The 15816-nt window shown below is 69.6% G+C and carries 15 protein-coding genes; 14 read left to right on the forward strand and 1 reads right to left on the reverse strand.

The features are described 5' to 3' along the window. The first annotated feature begins 56 nt into the window (after positions 1–56). From ACFZCY_RS43615 to ACFZCY_RS43670, 12 genes are all read left to right on the forward strand, one after another. Positions 57–389, forward strand: coding sequence for an ArsR family transcriptional regulator (locus ACFZCY_RS43615; RefSeq protein ID WP_391187064.1), 333 nt, complete (start codon positions 57–59; stop codon positions 387–389). Positions 390–392: 3 nt separating this feature from the next. Next, entirely contained in the window at positions 393–650 is a 258-nt protein-coding gene (locus ACFZCY_RS43620; protein WP_391187066.1) for a hypothetical protein, read from the forward strand. A 185-nt stretch (positions 651–835) separates the two neighbouring features. After that, the gene (locus tag ACFZCY_RS43625; protein ID WP_391187068.1) at positions 836–2974 is read left to right on the forward strand and encodes an MMPL family transporter; all 2139 of its coding nucleotides are present in this window, start codon (positions 836–838) and stop codon (positions 2972–2974) included. 11 nt (positions 2975–2985) lie between these two features. Continuing rightward, on the forward strand, positions 2986–3729 hold the full coding sequence (locus ACFZCY_RS43630; protein ID WP_391187069.1) for a DUF4097 family beta strand repeat-containing protein: 744 nt from the start codon (positions 2986–2988) through the stop codon (positions 3727–3729). A 322-nt stretch (positions 3730–4051) separates the two neighbouring features. Continuing rightward, a complete protein-coding gene (locus tag ACFZCY_RS43635; protein WP_391187071.1) occupies positions 4052–5785 on the forward strand; it encodes an AMP-binding protein in 1734 nt (577 codons plus the stop codon). Next, positions 5782–7374 (forward strand): acyl-CoA dehydrogenase family protein, encoded by a 1593-nt coding sequence (locus tag ACFZCY_RS43640; RefSeq protein ID WP_391187073.1) that lies wholly within the window; start codon positions 5782–5784, stop codon positions 7372–7374. The genes ACFZCY_RS43635 and ACFZCY_RS43640 overlap by 4 nt, the downstream gene beginning before the upstream one ends. Next, positions 7371–8354, forward strand: a complete 984-nt coding sequence (locus ACFZCY_RS43645) for a hypothetical protein (protein WP_391187075.1) — start codon at positions 7371–7373, stop codon at positions 8352–8354. Before ACFZCY_RS43640 ends, ACFZCY_RS43645 begins: the two co-directional genes overlap by 4 nt. A 20-nt stretch (positions 8355–8374) precedes the next feature. After that, positions 8375–8638 carry a phosphopantetheine-binding protein gene (locus tag ACFZCY_RS43650; protein WP_391187077.1) on the forward strand — a complete coding sequence of 88 codons (264 nt, stop codon included), beginning with the start codon at positions 8375–8377 and terminating at the stop codon, positions 8636–8638. Beyond that, a complete protein-coding gene (locus ACFZCY_RS43655) occupies positions 8635–10056 on the forward strand; it encodes a condensation domain-containing protein (protein WP_391187079.1) in 1422 nt (473 codons plus the stop codon). Before ACFZCY_RS43650 ends, ACFZCY_RS43655 begins: the two co-directional genes overlap by 4 nt. Continuing rightward, positions 10056–11249 (forward strand): M20/M25/M40 family metallo-hydrolase, encoded by a 1194-nt coding sequence (locus ACFZCY_RS43660; protein ID WP_391187081.1) that lies wholly within the window; start codon positions 10056–10058, stop codon positions 11247–11249. The genes ACFZCY_RS43655 and ACFZCY_RS43660 overlap by 1 nt, the downstream gene beginning before the upstream one ends. A gap of 167 nt (positions 11250–11416) precedes the next feature. Further along, entirely contained in the window at positions 11417–12010 is a 594-nt protein-coding gene (locus tag ACFZCY_RS43665) for a thioesterase domain-containing protein (protein WP_391187083.1), read from the forward strand. A gap of 146 nt (positions 12011–12156) precedes the next feature. Next, on the forward strand, positions 12157–12519 hold the full coding sequence (locus ACFZCY_RS43670) for an ArsR family transcriptional regulator (protein ID WP_391187085.1): 363 nt from the start codon (positions 12157–12159) through the stop codon (positions 12517–12519). 330 nt (positions 12520–12849) lie between these two features. On the opposite strand, the gene ACFZCY_RS43675 is transcribed toward ACFZCY_RS43670, so the two are convergent. Further along, complete coding sequence (locus ACFZCY_RS43675; protein WP_391187087.1) at positions 12850–13941, reverse strand: integrase core domain-containing protein; 1092 nt, start codon at positions 13939–13941, stop codon at positions 12850–12852. A 257-nt stretch (positions 13942–14198) separates the two neighbouring features. On the opposite strand from ACFZCY_RS43675, the gene ACFZCY_RS43680 reads away from it, so the two are divergent. Beyond that, the gene (locus tag ACFZCY_RS43680) at positions 14199–14792 is read left to right on the forward strand and encodes a TetR family transcriptional regulator (protein WP_391187089.1); all 594 of its coding nucleotides are present in this window, start codon (positions 14199–14201) and stop codon (positions 14790–14792) included. Positions 14793–14881: 89 nt separating this feature from the next. Further along, a complete protein-coding gene (locus ACFZCY_RS43685) occupies positions 14882–15619 on the forward strand; it encodes an NAD(P)-binding domain-containing protein (protein WP_391187091.1) in 738 nt (245 codons plus the stop codon). Positions 15620–15816 lie beyond the last annotated feature (197 nt).

Raw genomic sequence — 15816 nt, forward strand, 5'->3', positions numbered from 1 at the left:
GACGGCCGCCTCTAGCACGTGTCAGAATCTTCTTACACGTGCTAGAGGGTGTGTTCATGAGTCACGAGACAATGACAGGTGACCAGCTTCTGAGGATTCTCTCGGCGCTTGCGAATCCGCACCGTCTGCGGATCGTGGGGGCGCTGGCGGGCGGACGGAACTACGTCAGCCAACTCGCGCGCGACATGGACATGAGCAGGACGCTCCTGCACATGCATCTGCAGCGTCTGGAAGCCGCAGGGCTGATCATCGGAGTGATGGAGGTGTCGGACTCCGGTAAGGCGATGAAGTACTTCGAAGTCACGCCGTTCGGGTTCGAACTGGGCCCGGCCACCATCGCGGCCACCGTTCCGACACTGACCCAAGACAATGCGAAGGCTGGGAAATAGATCATGTACGCGACGAGTTATGTGGCGAGCTCCTGGTCGAGTTCGGGCAACAAGACGCTGTGGACCGTGATCGCCGTCGTGCTCGTCGTGGCAGCCTACGCCGTGGTGAAGATCTACCAGGCCCGCGCGGCCGCCAGCAAGGACGGCTATCGCGAACTCCTGGAGCGGATCAGCGAGCGTCAAGGCGAACTGGTGTCCGAGATCAGTGACATGAAGGCCCGTCTGGCCTCGATGGAGAAAATGATGCGCGAAGTCGAATAGACCACGAGCATCGCGGAGAAAAGCCGGACCAGGGCGGCCACCCACAGGTCCGGAACCGGCTCCGCAACCAAGTCCTGATGTGCGCAAGGGGGTTAGTCGGCTCCCGGGGCGTGTGGCGGTCACACGGTGACCAGCCGGCGCGCGGCTCCGGTCGGCTGCTCCCTCCTCCCACGAAAGAGATCCCGGTGCCCCTGTCCCGTCGCGAGCGCCTGCTCGCGTTATCAACGCCTTGCGGCCGCAGGTCCAAGTGGTTGGTCCTCGCCGCCTGGCTGATCGTCACTGTCATCGCCGTCCCGCTGGCCGGCAAGCTGGCCGGAGCCCAGAAGAACGAGTTCACCCAGGCGCTCCCCGCGCGTGCCCAGTCCACCTCCGTCGCCGAATCGGCCCACCGCTTCCAGGGCGGTGACGACCTCTCGGGCGTCGTCGTCTACGCCCGCGACATCAGGCTCACGCCCGCCGACGTCGCCAGGGTCAATGGCGACCGGGCCCGCATCGCCGAGCTCACCGGCCACAGCGTCCCCGCCCCGGTCCCCGCCAAGGACGGCAAGGCCCTCAGCCTCCCGGTGGTCCTCGACGGCGACGCCAAGCCCAAGCTCATCAAGGAGGTCCGCACCCAGGCGGAGGAACACCTCCCGGACGGTCTGCAGGCCCGGCTGACCGGCGCCGCCGGCGACAAGCTCGACTCCACGGACGCCTTCGGGGGCGTCGAAACGACCCTGCTCTACGTGGCTGCGGGAGTCGTCGCCCTGCTGCTCCTGCTCATCTATCGCAGCCCCGTCCTGTGGATCCTGCCGCTCATCGTCGCCGGGGTGACGGCCGAACTCGCCAAAGCCGTCGTCTACCTGCTCGCCGCCCATGCGGGCATGGTCGTCAACAGCCAGGGCGCCGCGATCCTCCTCGTCCTCGTGTTCGGCGCGGGCACCGACTACGCGCTGCTGCTGCTCTCCCGCTACCGCGAGGAACTGCGCCGCCATGAGGACCGCCACGACGCCATGCGGGCCGCTCTGCGCAGGTCGTCCACCACCGTCCTCGCCTCCGCCGCGACCGTCTGTCTGGCGCTGCTCTGCCTGCTCGTTGCGGAACTCAAGTCGAACCGGTCTCTCGGTCCGGTCGCCGCCGTCGGTATCGCCTGTGCCCTGTTCGCCACTCTGACGTTGCTGCCCGCGCTGCTGGTTATCTTCGGGCGCTGGGTCTTCTGGCCGCTCGTCCCGCGCCACAACGCCCCCGTCGCCACGAAACCCACCGTCTGGGCACGCATCGCCTCCGGTGTCACCGCACGCCCCCGCGTCTCCTGGGTCGCCGCCCTCCTGGTGCTCGGCGTCCTCGCCATGGGCGGCATGGGCGTCAAGACCGGGCTGGACTTCAAGCACGTCTACCGCAACCGGACCGGCTCGGTGGCGGGCCAGGAACTGCTCGCCCAGCACTACCCCGGCGGGGCCGCCCGTCCCGCCCGCGTCATCGTGGACGCCGAGGACGCGGCGCGGGCGGCCGCGGTCCTCAAGGTCGAGGGCACGGCTCAGGCGATGCCTCCGAAGCTGTCCACCGACGGCAAGCTCGCCTCGCTGTCCGTCGTCCTCTCCGACGCCTCCAACAGCCCCGAGGCCCAGCAGACCGTCGACCGCATGCGCAAGGCCGTGTCGGCCCAACTGCCCCACGCTCACGTGCTGGTCGGCGGCACCACCGCCGCCACGCTCGACGTGGCACGCGCCCAGGACCACGACCGCAAGGTCGTCATCCCGCTCGCACTCGTGGTCGTCGCGCTCGTCCTGTTGCTGCTGCTGCGCTCACTGGTCGCGCCTCTGATCCTGGTCGGCGCGGTCGTCGCCTCGTACTTCGCGACGCTCGGCGCCAGCTGGCTGCTCTTCGAGCACGGGCTCGGGTTCCCGGCCGTGGACACCTCGCTCGTGCTGTACGGGTTCGTCTTCCTGGTGGCCCTCGGCATCGACTACACGATCTTCCTGGTCGACCGGATGCGCGAGGAGGCCGCACACGGCACCGCGCGCGAGGGCATTCGCAGAGCCTTCACCGCCACGGGAGGCGTGGTGGTCAGCGCTGGCGCCGTGCTCGCCGCCACCTTCGCCGTCCTCGCCGTCCTGCCGCTCGTGGCGATGGCCGAGATCGGCGTCATGGTCGGCCTGGGCGTCCTGCTGGAGGTCCTGATGGTGATCACGGTCCTCGTACCCGGGCTCGCCACCGACATCGGTCGCCGGTTCTGGTGGCCGAACAAGCTGGCCCGCCGCGGCGACGACTCCGTCGGCGCGGACATAGAGAAAAAAGATAGCGCCGTCGCGCAGGCTCCTGCGGGGGGCCCGGCCCGAGTATGAGGAGCAACACCATGACCACCACCGCCCGCCGCTACGTGCTGTTGCCCGCCGCCGTCGCCGCCGGACTGCTCGCCACCGGCTGCTCCGACTTGAACGACGGCGACATGAAGACCACCACCGCCGATGCCATGGTCAAGTCGGCCGTCACCAGCGTCGTGGTCAAGGACGCCCGCCGCGGCTCGATCGACGTCAAGACCGGCTCCGGTCCCGGCGTCACCATCCACCGCACGGTCCACTACCGTGACGACGCCGCGCCCAAGCCCACTCAGCACGTCTCCGGGCGGGTGCTCACCTTCAGCAACGGTTGCGACAACTGCTACATCGACTACGAGCTGCAGGTTCCGGCATCCGCCAAGGTCGAACTGAGCAACAGCAGCGGCCAGGTGACCGTGCGCGGAGTCGCCGCCGCCGACATCAGCACCAGCTCCGGCACCGTCACCGCCGAGCAGATCGCCGGACCTGTGAAGGTCGAGACGTCCTCGGGTTCCATCACGGCTTCCGCGCTCAGCGGCGCGAGCGCCGACGTGCGCACCGACTCCGGCACCACCCGGCTGACCTTCGCCAAAGCTCCGACCTCGGTCAACACGGACACGGGCTCCGGCAGCACGACGCTCAAGGTGCCCGGCGGCCCCTACAAGGTCGATGTGACGACCACCTCCGGCAAGCGCGTCACGAACATCCCCACCGACCCGGCCGCCAAGTCCACGCTGACCTCGAAGGCGACCTCGGGAGACGTGGAGATCTCCGCCGCGTAGCAGCCGGCCCCCGAACCGCCGCCCCGTACCTGGTGCTTCCCCCGTCACCGGTGCGGGGCGGCCTCATGTCCGCACCCTCCCGTAGGAACAGCATGGGCGGCGTATAGAAGCCACTCCCAGGATGGTGGAGCAGTCCCGATCCACCCCCCGGCCCGAAAAGAGTGGAGGCCGCCGAGCGGCCACTCGGCGGCCCACGGAGGTGTACCACCACGCCGCGAGGCGTGACCTGATGTGCGTACGCGCCTCCTCGAGCTCAGGGGATCATCTCGCGCGGCCTCATGGCAAGCGCGGAGCACGCCCCGCAGAGAGAGGACGACCAGCCATGCCCGCCGACTTCGTCGACACCGTCATGGGCCATTCCCGGACGAACCCGGAGCATGAGGCACTGGTGCACGTACGGCACCACGCGACCGGCACCACGGAGGAAGTCCTCACCTACGCGGAGCTCGACACCGCTGCGCGCACCATCGCGATACGCTTGGCCGAGCACTGCGCGCACGGAGACCGTGCGCTCCTGCTCCATCCGACCGGCACCGCCTTCGCGGCCGCGTTGCTCGGCTGCATGTACGCGGGTGTGGTGCCGGTCCCGGCCCCGCTGCCCGAGGGCACACGCGGGCGCCAGAGCCGCACCACCGGCATCGCCCTGGACACCGGCGCCAAAGTCGTCCTCACCGACGCGGCCGACCTGGCCGACGTCACCGCCTGGCGCGACCGCGACGGGCTGACCGTGGTGTCCGTACTCGCCTCGGACACCCTGACCGCCGAGCCGGACGAACTGGCCGCCTGGCGCCGCCCGGAGGGCGAGGCCCTCGCCTTCCTGCAGTACACGTCGGGGTCGACCAGTGACCCCAAAGGCGTGATGGTCACCCATCGGGCGCTGACGGCAAACCTGACGCTCATCCGGGACCAGTTGCGTTTCAACCGTTCCACGCGCACCTTCTGCTGGCTGCCGATGTACCACGACATGGGCCTGATCGGGCTGTTCCTGGAACCTCTCTTCCTGGGCAGCACCGCCTATGTGATGCCCCCGATGGACTTTCTCAAGCGGCCCCAGCTGTGGCTCCAGACCATGTCCAGGTACGGCATCGAGATCAGTTCGGCACCCAACTTCGGGTACGAACTGGCCGTCCGTCGCCTCACCGACGAGCACATCGCCACACTGGACCTGTCCCGCTGGACCCACGCGTGCAACGGTGCCGAACCCATCAGCGCCAAGACTCTTGCCCGCTTCACCGAGCGCTTCGGCCCGGCCGGCTTCCGCGCCGAGGCGCTACTGCCCTGCTACGGCATGGCCGAAACCACCTTGTTCGTCGCGGGCACGCCCGCCGACCGTGTCCCCGTCATCACCCCCGTCGCCCCTGTCGCCCTGGAGAAGCAGCTCTTCGAACCGGACGCCGATGGCGTGCCGCTGGTCAGCAGCGGCCGCGTCGACGGCTTCGACGTCCGCATCGTCGACGCCGAGAGCCACCAGGTGCTGCCCGACGGACACATCGGCGAGATCTGGTTGCGCGGAGAGAGCGTGGCGGCCGGTTACTGGAACAACGAGGCGGCCACCGAGCGGGTCTTCCGTGCCCGGACCGCCGAGGGCGAGGAGGAGTTTCTCCGCACCGGCGACCTGGGTGTGCTCGACCAGGGCGAGCTCTACGTCACCGGCCGGATCAAGGAGATGGTGATCCTCAACGGCCGCAACGTCTACCCCCATGACATCGAGCGTGAAGTCGCCGCCGGGCACGTGGCGTTCGCCGGACTGGCTGGCTGCGTCTTCGCGGTGCCCGCGCCCGACGAGGAGCTCGTCATCGTCCAGGAGGTGCGCGCAGCCCAGGAGAAGGACCTGCCGGCGCTGGCGGCGCTGGTGCGCGGCCTGGTCGGCGAGTACCTCAAGACCCGGGCCGCCAACGTGGTGCTCGTACGCCCCGGCAAGGTCCGTAAGACCACGAGCGGGAAGATCCAGCGGTCGCTGATGCGCAAGCTCTTCATGGACGGCGAGCTGGAGAACAGGTACGAGGAGCTGGACACCGCGGTGCGCGACCGCTACCGGGCGGGGGCACAGGCATGACGGGCCCGAACGGTCCGTCCGCCACGGTGCGGCCGTACGATCCCGTGGCTCTCGCCGCCGCGTTCGACCGGGCACTAGGGGACCCCGCCGACGAATCCCGCGCCTTCTCCGCCACCCGCGTCCTCGCACTGGACCGGGACGAGGCCTTCCCGGAGGAGATCACCGCCGAGCTGAACGAACTGGGACTGGCCGCCCACTACGTGCCCGAGGAGTACGGCGGCACCCTGCGCAGCTACGAGGATCTCCTCCAGATCGTGCGCCGGGTCGCCGCGCGCGACCTCACCACGGCGATCGGGCACGCCGCTTCGTACCTCGGGTCGGTCTGCACCTGGGTGGCGGGCACTGCCGAACAGGCCCGGCTCACCGCCAAGGAGGTCATGGCCGGGACGGTCCACTCCTTCGGGCTGACCGAGCGTGACCATGGCAGCGATGTCCTGTCGGGCGAGCTGACGGCCGCCGCCACACCGGGCCGCTACCGGCTCGACGGCGAGAAGTGGCTGATCAACAACGCGACACGAGGCAGCCGCCTGTGCATCCTGGCGCGCACGGACGCGGCCGGTGGCAGCCGCGGGTTCAGCCTGTTCACGGTCGACAAGCGAGAGCTGCCCGAGGACACCTACCGGACGCTGCCCGCCGTGCGGACCCACGGCATCCGGGGCACCGACATCAGCGGCATCGAGTTCCGCGGGGCCGTCGTCCCGGCCGGGACCATGATCGGAGCGCCCGGCCAAGGTGCCGAGATCGTCCTGAAGAGCCTGCAGCTGACCCGTACGCTCTGCGCAGCGCTCTCATTGGGCTCCGCGGACCACGCACTACGGCTGGCCGTGCGACACGGTGCGGGTGACCGCTTGGTGCTGGCCGAGGCGTACGCGGACCAGCTCACCGTGGAGGCCGTGTCCGTGGTGGCGGCGCGGTCGCTGCACACACTGCCCGGCGAACTGGGCGTGGTGTCGGCGGTGGTGAAGCACTTCGTGCCCACGACCGTGGACGCGGTGATCGAGCGGCTGGGCGCCGTGCTGGGGCCGGAGGCGTACACGGCAGACGGACCGTTCCAGAAGGTCGCCCGCGACCACCGGATCGTCGGCATCTTCGACGGGAACACGGTGGTGAACCTGCTGGCGCTGGTGAACCAGTTCCCGATGTTGGTGCGCGGCGCGCGCCGGGCCACCCACGACGAAGCGGGCCTGATGGCGGCGACGGCACCGGGCGTCCTGCCCCCCGTCTTCGACCGCGAGCGGCTGAGCCTGATCTCGCTGGGCGGCTGCAGCATCACACAGGCGCCGCTGACCGACGAGGTGCCGTACGCGGACGAACTGCGTGCCATCTCGGACGAGTTGCACGCCGAGATGGCGGCAGTACGCCCGTCGGCCCGGGACACCCGCCCAGAGACCTTCGACCTGGCGGAGCGCTACACGCTGCTGTTCGCGGCGATGGCCTGCGCGCACCTGTGGACGCGGCACTACGACGAACGGGTGGATGCGCGGTGGGGGAAGGTCTGCCTGGCCCGCCTCCTGACCCGACTGGGCCACCCCGTCCCGTCCCTGCGCCCCGAGGAACTGCCCTTGCCCGACCGGGAGGAACTGCGATGACCGCCGCCCCCGCACTCGACGACCTTCTCGGCCTCGATGCGGTACTCGACGCGGACGAGCGCGGTAAACTCCTCACGGACGCCGACGACGAGCTGCGCAGCCGGCTCGGCGAAGCAGCCGACGACCGGGACCGGCTCGTCTCCCTCGGCCGCGCCGTGTGCCGGCGCGACAGCGCCCTCGCCGCCCGCCTCGGTCTCCCGGGCCTGGCGGCGACGTACGACCTCAGCCTGCCCGCCGGCATCGGCCCCCTCGCCATCGCCGTCGACGAGGGCGTGCGGCTGGAGGGCGGAGTCCTGAACGGCCCCACCCACGTCCTGGGCCGGGGCCGGCACGCCGTGATCGCCGTCCGCTCGGACACCGGCACCCGTCGCGCCGTCGTCGACCTCGGCACCGCGCCGGCCGTGGGAACCCGTGAGCTGGCCGGACTGCGGGGCACCCCCCTGACCACGTACCTCTTCCGGAAGACTTCCCTGCCCGAGACGGCCGTTCATCCGCCGGCCCATTCCCTGCTCCCCGCCATGGCCGTCGGTGCCCTCGACACCCAGCTCCGGCTCGCACTGCGCTTCGCCCGCGAACGGCACCTGTACGGCAGGCCGGTGGCGGACATCCCGCACGCCAGGAACCTCCTGGTCACAGTCTTCCGGGACCTGCAGCTCTGCGACCGTCTGTCCCGTCTGTCCGGCACCGACACCCGCGTCAAGAGGATCGTGCGGGAGGCCGGTCATCGGCTGACCGTGCTGCTCGGCGCCCGCTCGTACCTGCGCGAGGGCCCGTACGGCACCTTCCAGAAACAGCTGAGGGACCTGCCCACCCTGCTGGACCTCGGCACCTTCCCGGAGCCCCCCGCCCCCGACCGGGCCCCCGAGCACCACCCCGTGGACGACGACACGCGCGAGGCCCTCTTCACCGAGCTTCTCGCCCGTGACGACGCGGCCCTCTCGTTCGACCTGGCCCGCACACCCCTACTACTCCGCGCATGAGCATGATCAGGAGCACCCGCATGCCCGACATCGCCCCCGCCACCCTCACCGAGATCCGCGACTGGCTCACCGAACGCATCGCCTTCTATCTGGAAGTGCCTGCCGAAGGCGTCGACCCGTCCGTCAAGTTCGTCGAGATGGGCCTGGACTCCGTCTACGCGCTGACCATGTGCGGCGACATCGAGGACCGCTTCGAAATCGCGGTCGAACCGACCATCGCCTGGGACCACCCCACCGTGGACGCGCTCGCCGCCCACCTCAACGACGAGCTGAACCGGCGATGACGGCCACGAAGCCGCTGTCGGTCGGTCAGGAAGCGCTCTGGTTCCTGCACCGGATGGCCCCGGACAGCTCGGCGTACAACGTCGCTGCCGCTGTCCGCATACGCACCGCGCTGGACATCGGTATCCTGCGCAAGGCGCTGGCCGCCACCGCCGAGCGGCACGACATGCTGCGCTCCACCTTCGTCGAGGAGCCCGCGGGCCCGCGCCGCGCGGTGGGCACGGCCGACATGCCGTCGCTCACCGTGCACGACGTGGGCGTCGTGGCGGACGACGAACTGCGGGCCGTCGTACGCTCCTTGAGCACCGTTCCCTTGGACCTGACCCGCGCGGCCTTCCGGGCCGAGCTGGTACAGCGTGCCGACGACGACGCCGTGCTCCTGTTGACAGCCCATCACATAGCGACGGACGCGTACTCACAGGGCATCGTCCTGCGGGACCTGCTCGACGCGTACGGTGCCGGCGGCTCCATGACCGCCGAGCCGCTCCAGCTGACCTGGGACGACCATGTGGCTGCCGAGGCCGCCCTGCTCGATTCGCCTCGGCGGGACGAACTGGAGGCGTACTGGCGGAACGTGTGCACCAGAGTCCCGCGGGTTCTGGAACTGCCGACGGACCGGCCGCGACCGGCCCGGCAGACTTTCGAGGGGGACACCCACGAATTGCGGCTGCCCGAAGAGTTCGTCGCGCGGCTGCGCGCGGCCGCCTTCGGCGCGGGCGTCACCCCGTTCGTGCTTCTCATGGCCGCCTTCCAGAGCACCCTGCATCGCTGGACCGGCCAGGACGACTTCCTGGTCGGCTGGCCCACCACGACCCGATCGGGCCGCCGTACCCGCGATCTCGTCGGCTATTTCGTCAACTCCCTGGCTCTGCGAGTGCACTTCGAACCGTCGACGACCTTCGCCGACCTGTTCCGCGCCCTGGACGAGCAGATCAAGAACGGCGTGTCCCATGTGGCCTATCCCTTCGCGCTGCTGCCGAAGGCCATCGGCCTACCGCACGACCCCAGTCGTCCGCCGATCACCCAGGTCGCGGCGACCATGGTGACGACGAACCGCCTCGACCCCTTCGCCGACCTGCTTGCCGCGGGTGAGGCCGCCGGGCGCGAATTGGTCGCCGGCGGACTTCGCGTGTCCGCGTTCGACCTGCCGCAGCAGGAGGGGCAGTGCGACCTGTCCATCGAATTCCTGCAGAGCACCGCGTCGTTGCGGATCTCCTTCCGCTATCACACCCAGCTCTTCGAGCGGTCCGCGATCGAACGGTTCGCCCGCCACTTCCAGAAGTACGCCGAAGCCGCCGTCGACAACGTCGACGCCCGTGTCGCGGCCGTCTCCACGGTGACCACCGACGACTGGGCCCAACTCCTCGCGCTGGGCTCCGGCGCGACGTCCGCACTCGGCTCCCAAGGCGGTGTCAGCTGATGCCCAGACCCACTTTCCCCACGCCCGCCCCGTCCACGGTCCGCGTCTCCAAGGAGCGGTTCCTCGAAGACCTGACGGCCCTCGCCTCCATCGGTGGCCGTCCGGACGGCGGGGTCGACCGGGTGGCGGGGTCCGCCGCCGACGCCGAGGGCCGCGCCTGGTTCGCCCAGCGCATCGCCGACGCCGGGCTCGTCCCTCGCGTCGACGCCCTGGGCAACGTCTTCGGTACGGTGCCGGGCGCCGTCGCCCCCTACCTGCTCACCGGCTCGCACACCGATACCGTCCCGGCGGGCGGGCACCTGGACGGCGCGTACGGCGTCGTCGCCGCCCTCGAGGCGCTGCGTGCCCTGTATCAGGCGGGCCACCCGGCGGCCCGGTCGCTGCAGATCGTCGGCTTCTTCGACGAGGAGGGCGCCCGGCCCGACTCGGCGGGCGGGCTGACCGGTTCCACGGCGTTCTGCTCGGGCGACGGCATCGACGACATCGCCGCCTTCCTGGAGCTGCACATCGAGCAGGGGCCCCGCATGGAGGAAGCGGGCACCGACCTCGCCGTCGTCGAGGGCATTGTGGGCGTGCAGCGCTTCTCGGTCACTTTCCTCGGCGAGACGAACCACGCGGGCACCACCCCCATGGCGGGCCGCGCCGACGCGGGCCGGGCCGCGATGAAGCTGGCGACGCGGGTACAGCCCATGGTCCGCGGCGTCGACCGGGACATGGTGATGAACATCGGTTTCGTCGAGTTCGTACCGGGGGCCCCCAACGTCATTCCCGGCGAAGCCCGGTTGGTCGTCGAGTGGCGCTCCGCGTCGCACCGCGCGCTGGCCGAGGCCACCCAGGAGCTGGAAGCCCTGGCTTGCTGGACCGCAGTCGACGAGAACTGCACCGTCTCGGTGGAGCGCATCTCCGCCAAGCCGATCACCGAATTCGATCAGGAACTGTGCGCGGTCCTCGAGCGTGCCTGCCGGTCTACCGGCGGGCGCATGGACCGGTTGTTCAGCTATGCGGGGCACGACGCGAGTGTGCTGGCCGAGCATGTTCCGACGGCCATGCTGTTCGTGCCCAGCACCGGCGGGGTCAGCCATTCCCCCAAGGAGGACACCCCCGATACACAACTGCTGCGCGGCTGTCAGGCGCTGCTTCACTCGGTGATCGAGTACACGAAACAGGGGGACCAGCACATCGACGCCCCTTGACCAGCAGGAGGACCTGGAGCGCTGGTTCCTTCCCACGGCGGGCGTCCCCGCCGTGGGGCTGCCCCTGCTGTGTCTGCCCCACGCTGCCGCGGGGACCACCGCATACCGCACCTGGCCCGCCGCGCTCATACCGCACGCCCGCGTCATCCCGGTCCCGCTCCCTGGCCGTGAGATCCGGTTCGGCGAGCGACCCGTACGTCACCTGCCCCCCTCATAGCGGAGCTGGCCGACGCGGCCGTGCGGCTCTCCGCGATACGAGCCGGATATACCTGTTCGGCCACAGCATGGCTGCTTTGCTCGCATTCGAGCTGGCCCACGAGCTCACCGCGCGCGGCCGACCGCCGGTCCGTCTGCTCGTCTCCGGGTACCGGGCTCCTCAGCTTTCCGGCAGGCGGAGGGGCATCCATCTGCGCGCCGATGCAGGCCTGTTGGCGCACCTGCGTCAGGTGGTAGGTACGCAGGAGGAAATCCTCGCCCACCCGACCTGCTGGCCGTGCTCTTGCCGGCCATCCGGGCGGACTACGAGAGGTGTGAGACCTACCGCTACGTCTCCCGGCCCTCGCTGCCCGTTCCGTTCACCGCTTTCGGAGGAGGGAGTGACCCCGGCGTACCGGAGCCGACCTGAGGGCATGGGTGGGTGTGTGCGTGGGGCCGTTCCGCGCTTAGGTGTTCGACGGCGGCCACTTCTACCTGCGGGAGCGTCGGGACGAACTCCTTTCCGCGCTGGTCGCGGAGCTCACCGCATAGCCTCCCGACAGTGACGGGGCCCGGTCGGTTCGACCGCCGGGCCCCGTCACTGTCGGGAAGCTATGCGGTGAGCCGGTCCTGGCCGGCGTTCCCCATCAGCGTGTGGACAAGGCCCGTTGTGTATTGATACCGAGCCTGGCATGTGCTAACTTTGTTTGGCATGAGCAAGGGTGGCGATTCGCAGCCGGATCTCACCGGGGACGACCTGGTGCGGGTCATGGCGGCGCTCTCGAACCCGCATCGCCTGCGGGTCGTGGCTGCCCTCGCTCAGCAGCGCAACTATGTGAGTCGCCTCGCGCGGGAGCTGGGCATCAGCAGAGCGTTGCTGCAGATCCATCTGCGCAAGTTGGAAGCGGCCGGCTTGGTCTCCTCCGAGCTCGAACTGTCCGAGGACGGCAAGGCCATGAAGTTCTACGAGACGACACCGTTCGCCTTTCACCTCACGCCTCAGAGCATCGCGACCGCAGCCGAGACACTGCACATCGAAGGCGCCTCGGACGGTGGGGGCCACCAGGGGACATAGCGGAACAGAGAGACCACGCGTCCTCACTCCCAGGACGAAGCTCGTACTCACGCATCTCCGCGAAGGGAGAGCAGTCCATGCTGCTCAGGAGCATCGCCGCCGACGAAGGTTTCACCAGGGCCGGCTTACGGGGGTTGACCCTCCCGCTCAGCGGCTGGTCCCTGCGCGTCCGCCGCAGCAGCAAACGGCTGCCCACCGTGGCAGTTCACGACAGTGACGGAGACTGCGTCGATGCCATGGCGCCTTCGCTCCTCGCACCCACACTGCTGCGCGACGCGTGGACAGGCGAGCGCCAGGGCAGTGCGGGTGCCGATAAAACATCCGCGCAGCTCAGGCGGCGTGCTGGTACTGGTGGAGCGTTCCGCCGAGCCGGTCTCGTCTGTGGACTTCCAGGTGGGTGAGCTGGGCTTGTTGGGTGATGGGTGTGGGTAGCGGGCGGCATGGGGCGGCGTTTTTCAGTGCCCGGTGCGGGCGGTGTTCGTTGTAGTAGGCCTGGTACTCGCGTAGTGCGTGGAGGAGGTGGCGCTGGTTCCAGATCAGGGTCCGGTCCAGGAGTTCGGTGCGGCAGGTCTGTATCCAGCGCTCGATGAGGGAGTTCATCCGTGGTATCCGAATGCCTGTGGTGACGACCTTGAGACCGGCATCGGTCATCAGGGCGTCGAAGGTGGTTGTGAACTTCGAGTCGCGGTCTCGGATGAGGAACTTCGCCTTGCTGCCTGCGTCTTCGAAGTCCATGAGGAGGTTGCGTCCGAGCTGCACGATCCACTCCGCGGCGGGGTGTGCGGTGGCGCCGAGGATCCGGATGTGTCTGGTGGTGTGCTCGATGACGGCGAAGACGTACAGGCGTGCTCCGGTCAGCGTGCGGACTTCGAAGAGATCGCAGGAGAGAAGGGCCTCGGCCTGGCTGCGGAGGAAGTCGGCCCAGGTCGTGCTCTGCCGTTCGGGTGCGGGTGGGATGCCGTGCTCGCGGAGTATCTCCCAGACCGTTGAGGCGGCGACCTTGATCCCCAGTGCTGCGAGTTCGCCGTGGATCCGGCGATATCCCCACGAGGCATTTTCCCTGGCCAGACGCAGGACGAGGGCGCGGATCGAGCGGATGGTGCGGGGGCGTCCGCGCCGCTTGGGCATGCAGGTCGCGGCATGTCGCCGCCTGAGCAGTTCCCGATGCCGGCGCAAGACCGTTTCGGGGCGGACCAGCAGTAGAAGGTGCCGCAGTCTGTCTTTGGGCAGGTGGTGGAGCAGTCCGGCGAGGACAGCGCGATCGCTGTCGGTCAAGGCAGGCTTGCCGACCTGGCGCTGCAGGACAAGCAATTGGTGCCGAAGCACGAGGATCTCGATGTCCTTGTCTCTGTCGCTCATCGGCAGGAGACGTAGGAACGCCAGGGTGTTGGTCGCGGTGAGGTAGGCCAGGCGCAGCAGCACGACAGATCATGATGCCGCCGGGGCCCTGTGCAGGTGAAGACGCCGGGTGAGCGTCGGCCAAAGTCGAAGATTTCTGAACAAGCTCTCACCTGCGTGGACGATTTACCGGCACCCGCAATGTCGGCCTCCTGCGAGGTCCGGGCTCCGCGCTCAGGCCGTCCATTTGACCGGACGCTGCCTCCGCTTTACTCTCGAATGCGTACGGAGGCAGCATCCGTTTTGATGTGGCCGCAGGATTACGGCGGGCAGGAGGGCGCATGAGCGCCGGCGAACAGCGGGGACGTAAGCCCCGCGCGGACGTTCAGCGCAACCGCGCTGCCCTCCTGGAGACCGCGCAGCGTCACTTCCTTCAGCACGGGGTCGGCACCTCCCTGGAGGCGGTGGCCAAGGAGGCGGGTGTCGGGCCCGGCACCCTGTACCGGCACTTCCCCACCCGGGAGGCGCTGCTGGCGGCCGTGCTGCAGACGCGCTCCGAGGAGCTGGTGGCCCGCCAGGCGGACATCGATCAGCTCGGCGACCCGGCCGAGGCGCTGGAGCAGTGGCTGCGGGCGATGGAGGAGTACTTCAGCGCCTTCAGCGGGCTGCCGGACCCGCTCATGGCCGCGGCCCGCGCGCAGAAGCCGGACAACCCGCTCACCATCCCCTGCCACACCCTCATCTCCGCCACCGATCAGTACGTGCGGGCCGCGCAGCTCGCGGGGCACGTACGCGACTCGGTGCGGGGCAACGACCTGTTCCTCGCGGCCTGCTCCGTCGCCTGGATCAAGGGCACCGGCACCGACGAGGAGTCGCTCGACCGGCTCCGCACGCTCATCGCGAGCGGCTACCGCCAGCAGGACACCCAGGCGTAAACCGCCAGCCACCACCACCACACGGCCACCACGCCGGACATCGCATCGCGCTGCCCTCAGGGGCAGCACAACCTTCCAAGGGATAAATCATGAAAATTACGGTCATCGGCGCTGGCGCCATCGGCGGGAACCTCGCTGCCAAGCTCAGCACGGCCGGTCACGACGTCCAGGTGGCCGACGCCCGCGGCCCCGAGGCCGTCCGGGCGGAGGTGCTGGAGTCCGGGGCCCGCGCGGCGGAGCTCGCCGACGCCGTCCAGGGCCGGGACGTCATCGTCCTGGCCATCCCCTTCGGGGTGGCGGGCAAGCTGGCGGATCTGTTCGCCTCGGTCCCCGCCGAGACGGTGGTCATCGACACCGCGAACTACTACCCCGGCATGCTCAGCGAGCCGATCGAGGCGGTGGACAACGGCCAGGTGGAGAGCGTGTACACCGCCGAGCTGCTCGGCCGCCCCGTGGTCAAGGCGTGGAACGCCGCGCTGGCCGAGACCCAGCGGACCAAGGGCGTCCCGGCCGGAACCCCGGGCCGCCTGGCCATCCCCGTCGCCGGCGACTCCGAGGAGGCGCGGAAGGTGGCCATGAGCCTGGTGGACGACACCGGCTTCGACCCCTACGACGCCGGCACGCTGGCCGACTCCTGGCGCCAGCAGCCGAACAGCCCCGCCTACTGCACCGAGTTGCCCCTCGACGAGCTGCCGGCGGCCCTGGCCGCGGCCGACCGCGTCAAGGACGCGGCCATCCGCGACAGCCTGCCGGAACGCCTGGCCGCCCTCGGTGCCAATCCCACCGTCGACGACGTCGTCGAGATGAACCGCGCCGCCCACCGCTGAGACACCAGACGCCGCTCTCGTCCACGCAACGACACGAGAGCCGCAACGCCGGCACGTCGCGAACACACACGACGAACACGAAGAACGGCGCTCACTTCGGCGAGGCCGCCATTACTCACCCGCACCACCGCGTCCGCGGTCGGCCGCAGTCCCGGTCGCGCCGCAGGTACCAAGCCCCGGAACCTCGGTCACCGAAA

The organism is Streptomyces sp. NPDC007983, assembly GCF_042958345.1.
In the GTDB taxonomy this organism is placed as follows: Bacteria; Actinomycetota; Actinomycetes; order Streptomycetales; family Streptomycetaceae; genus Streptomyces.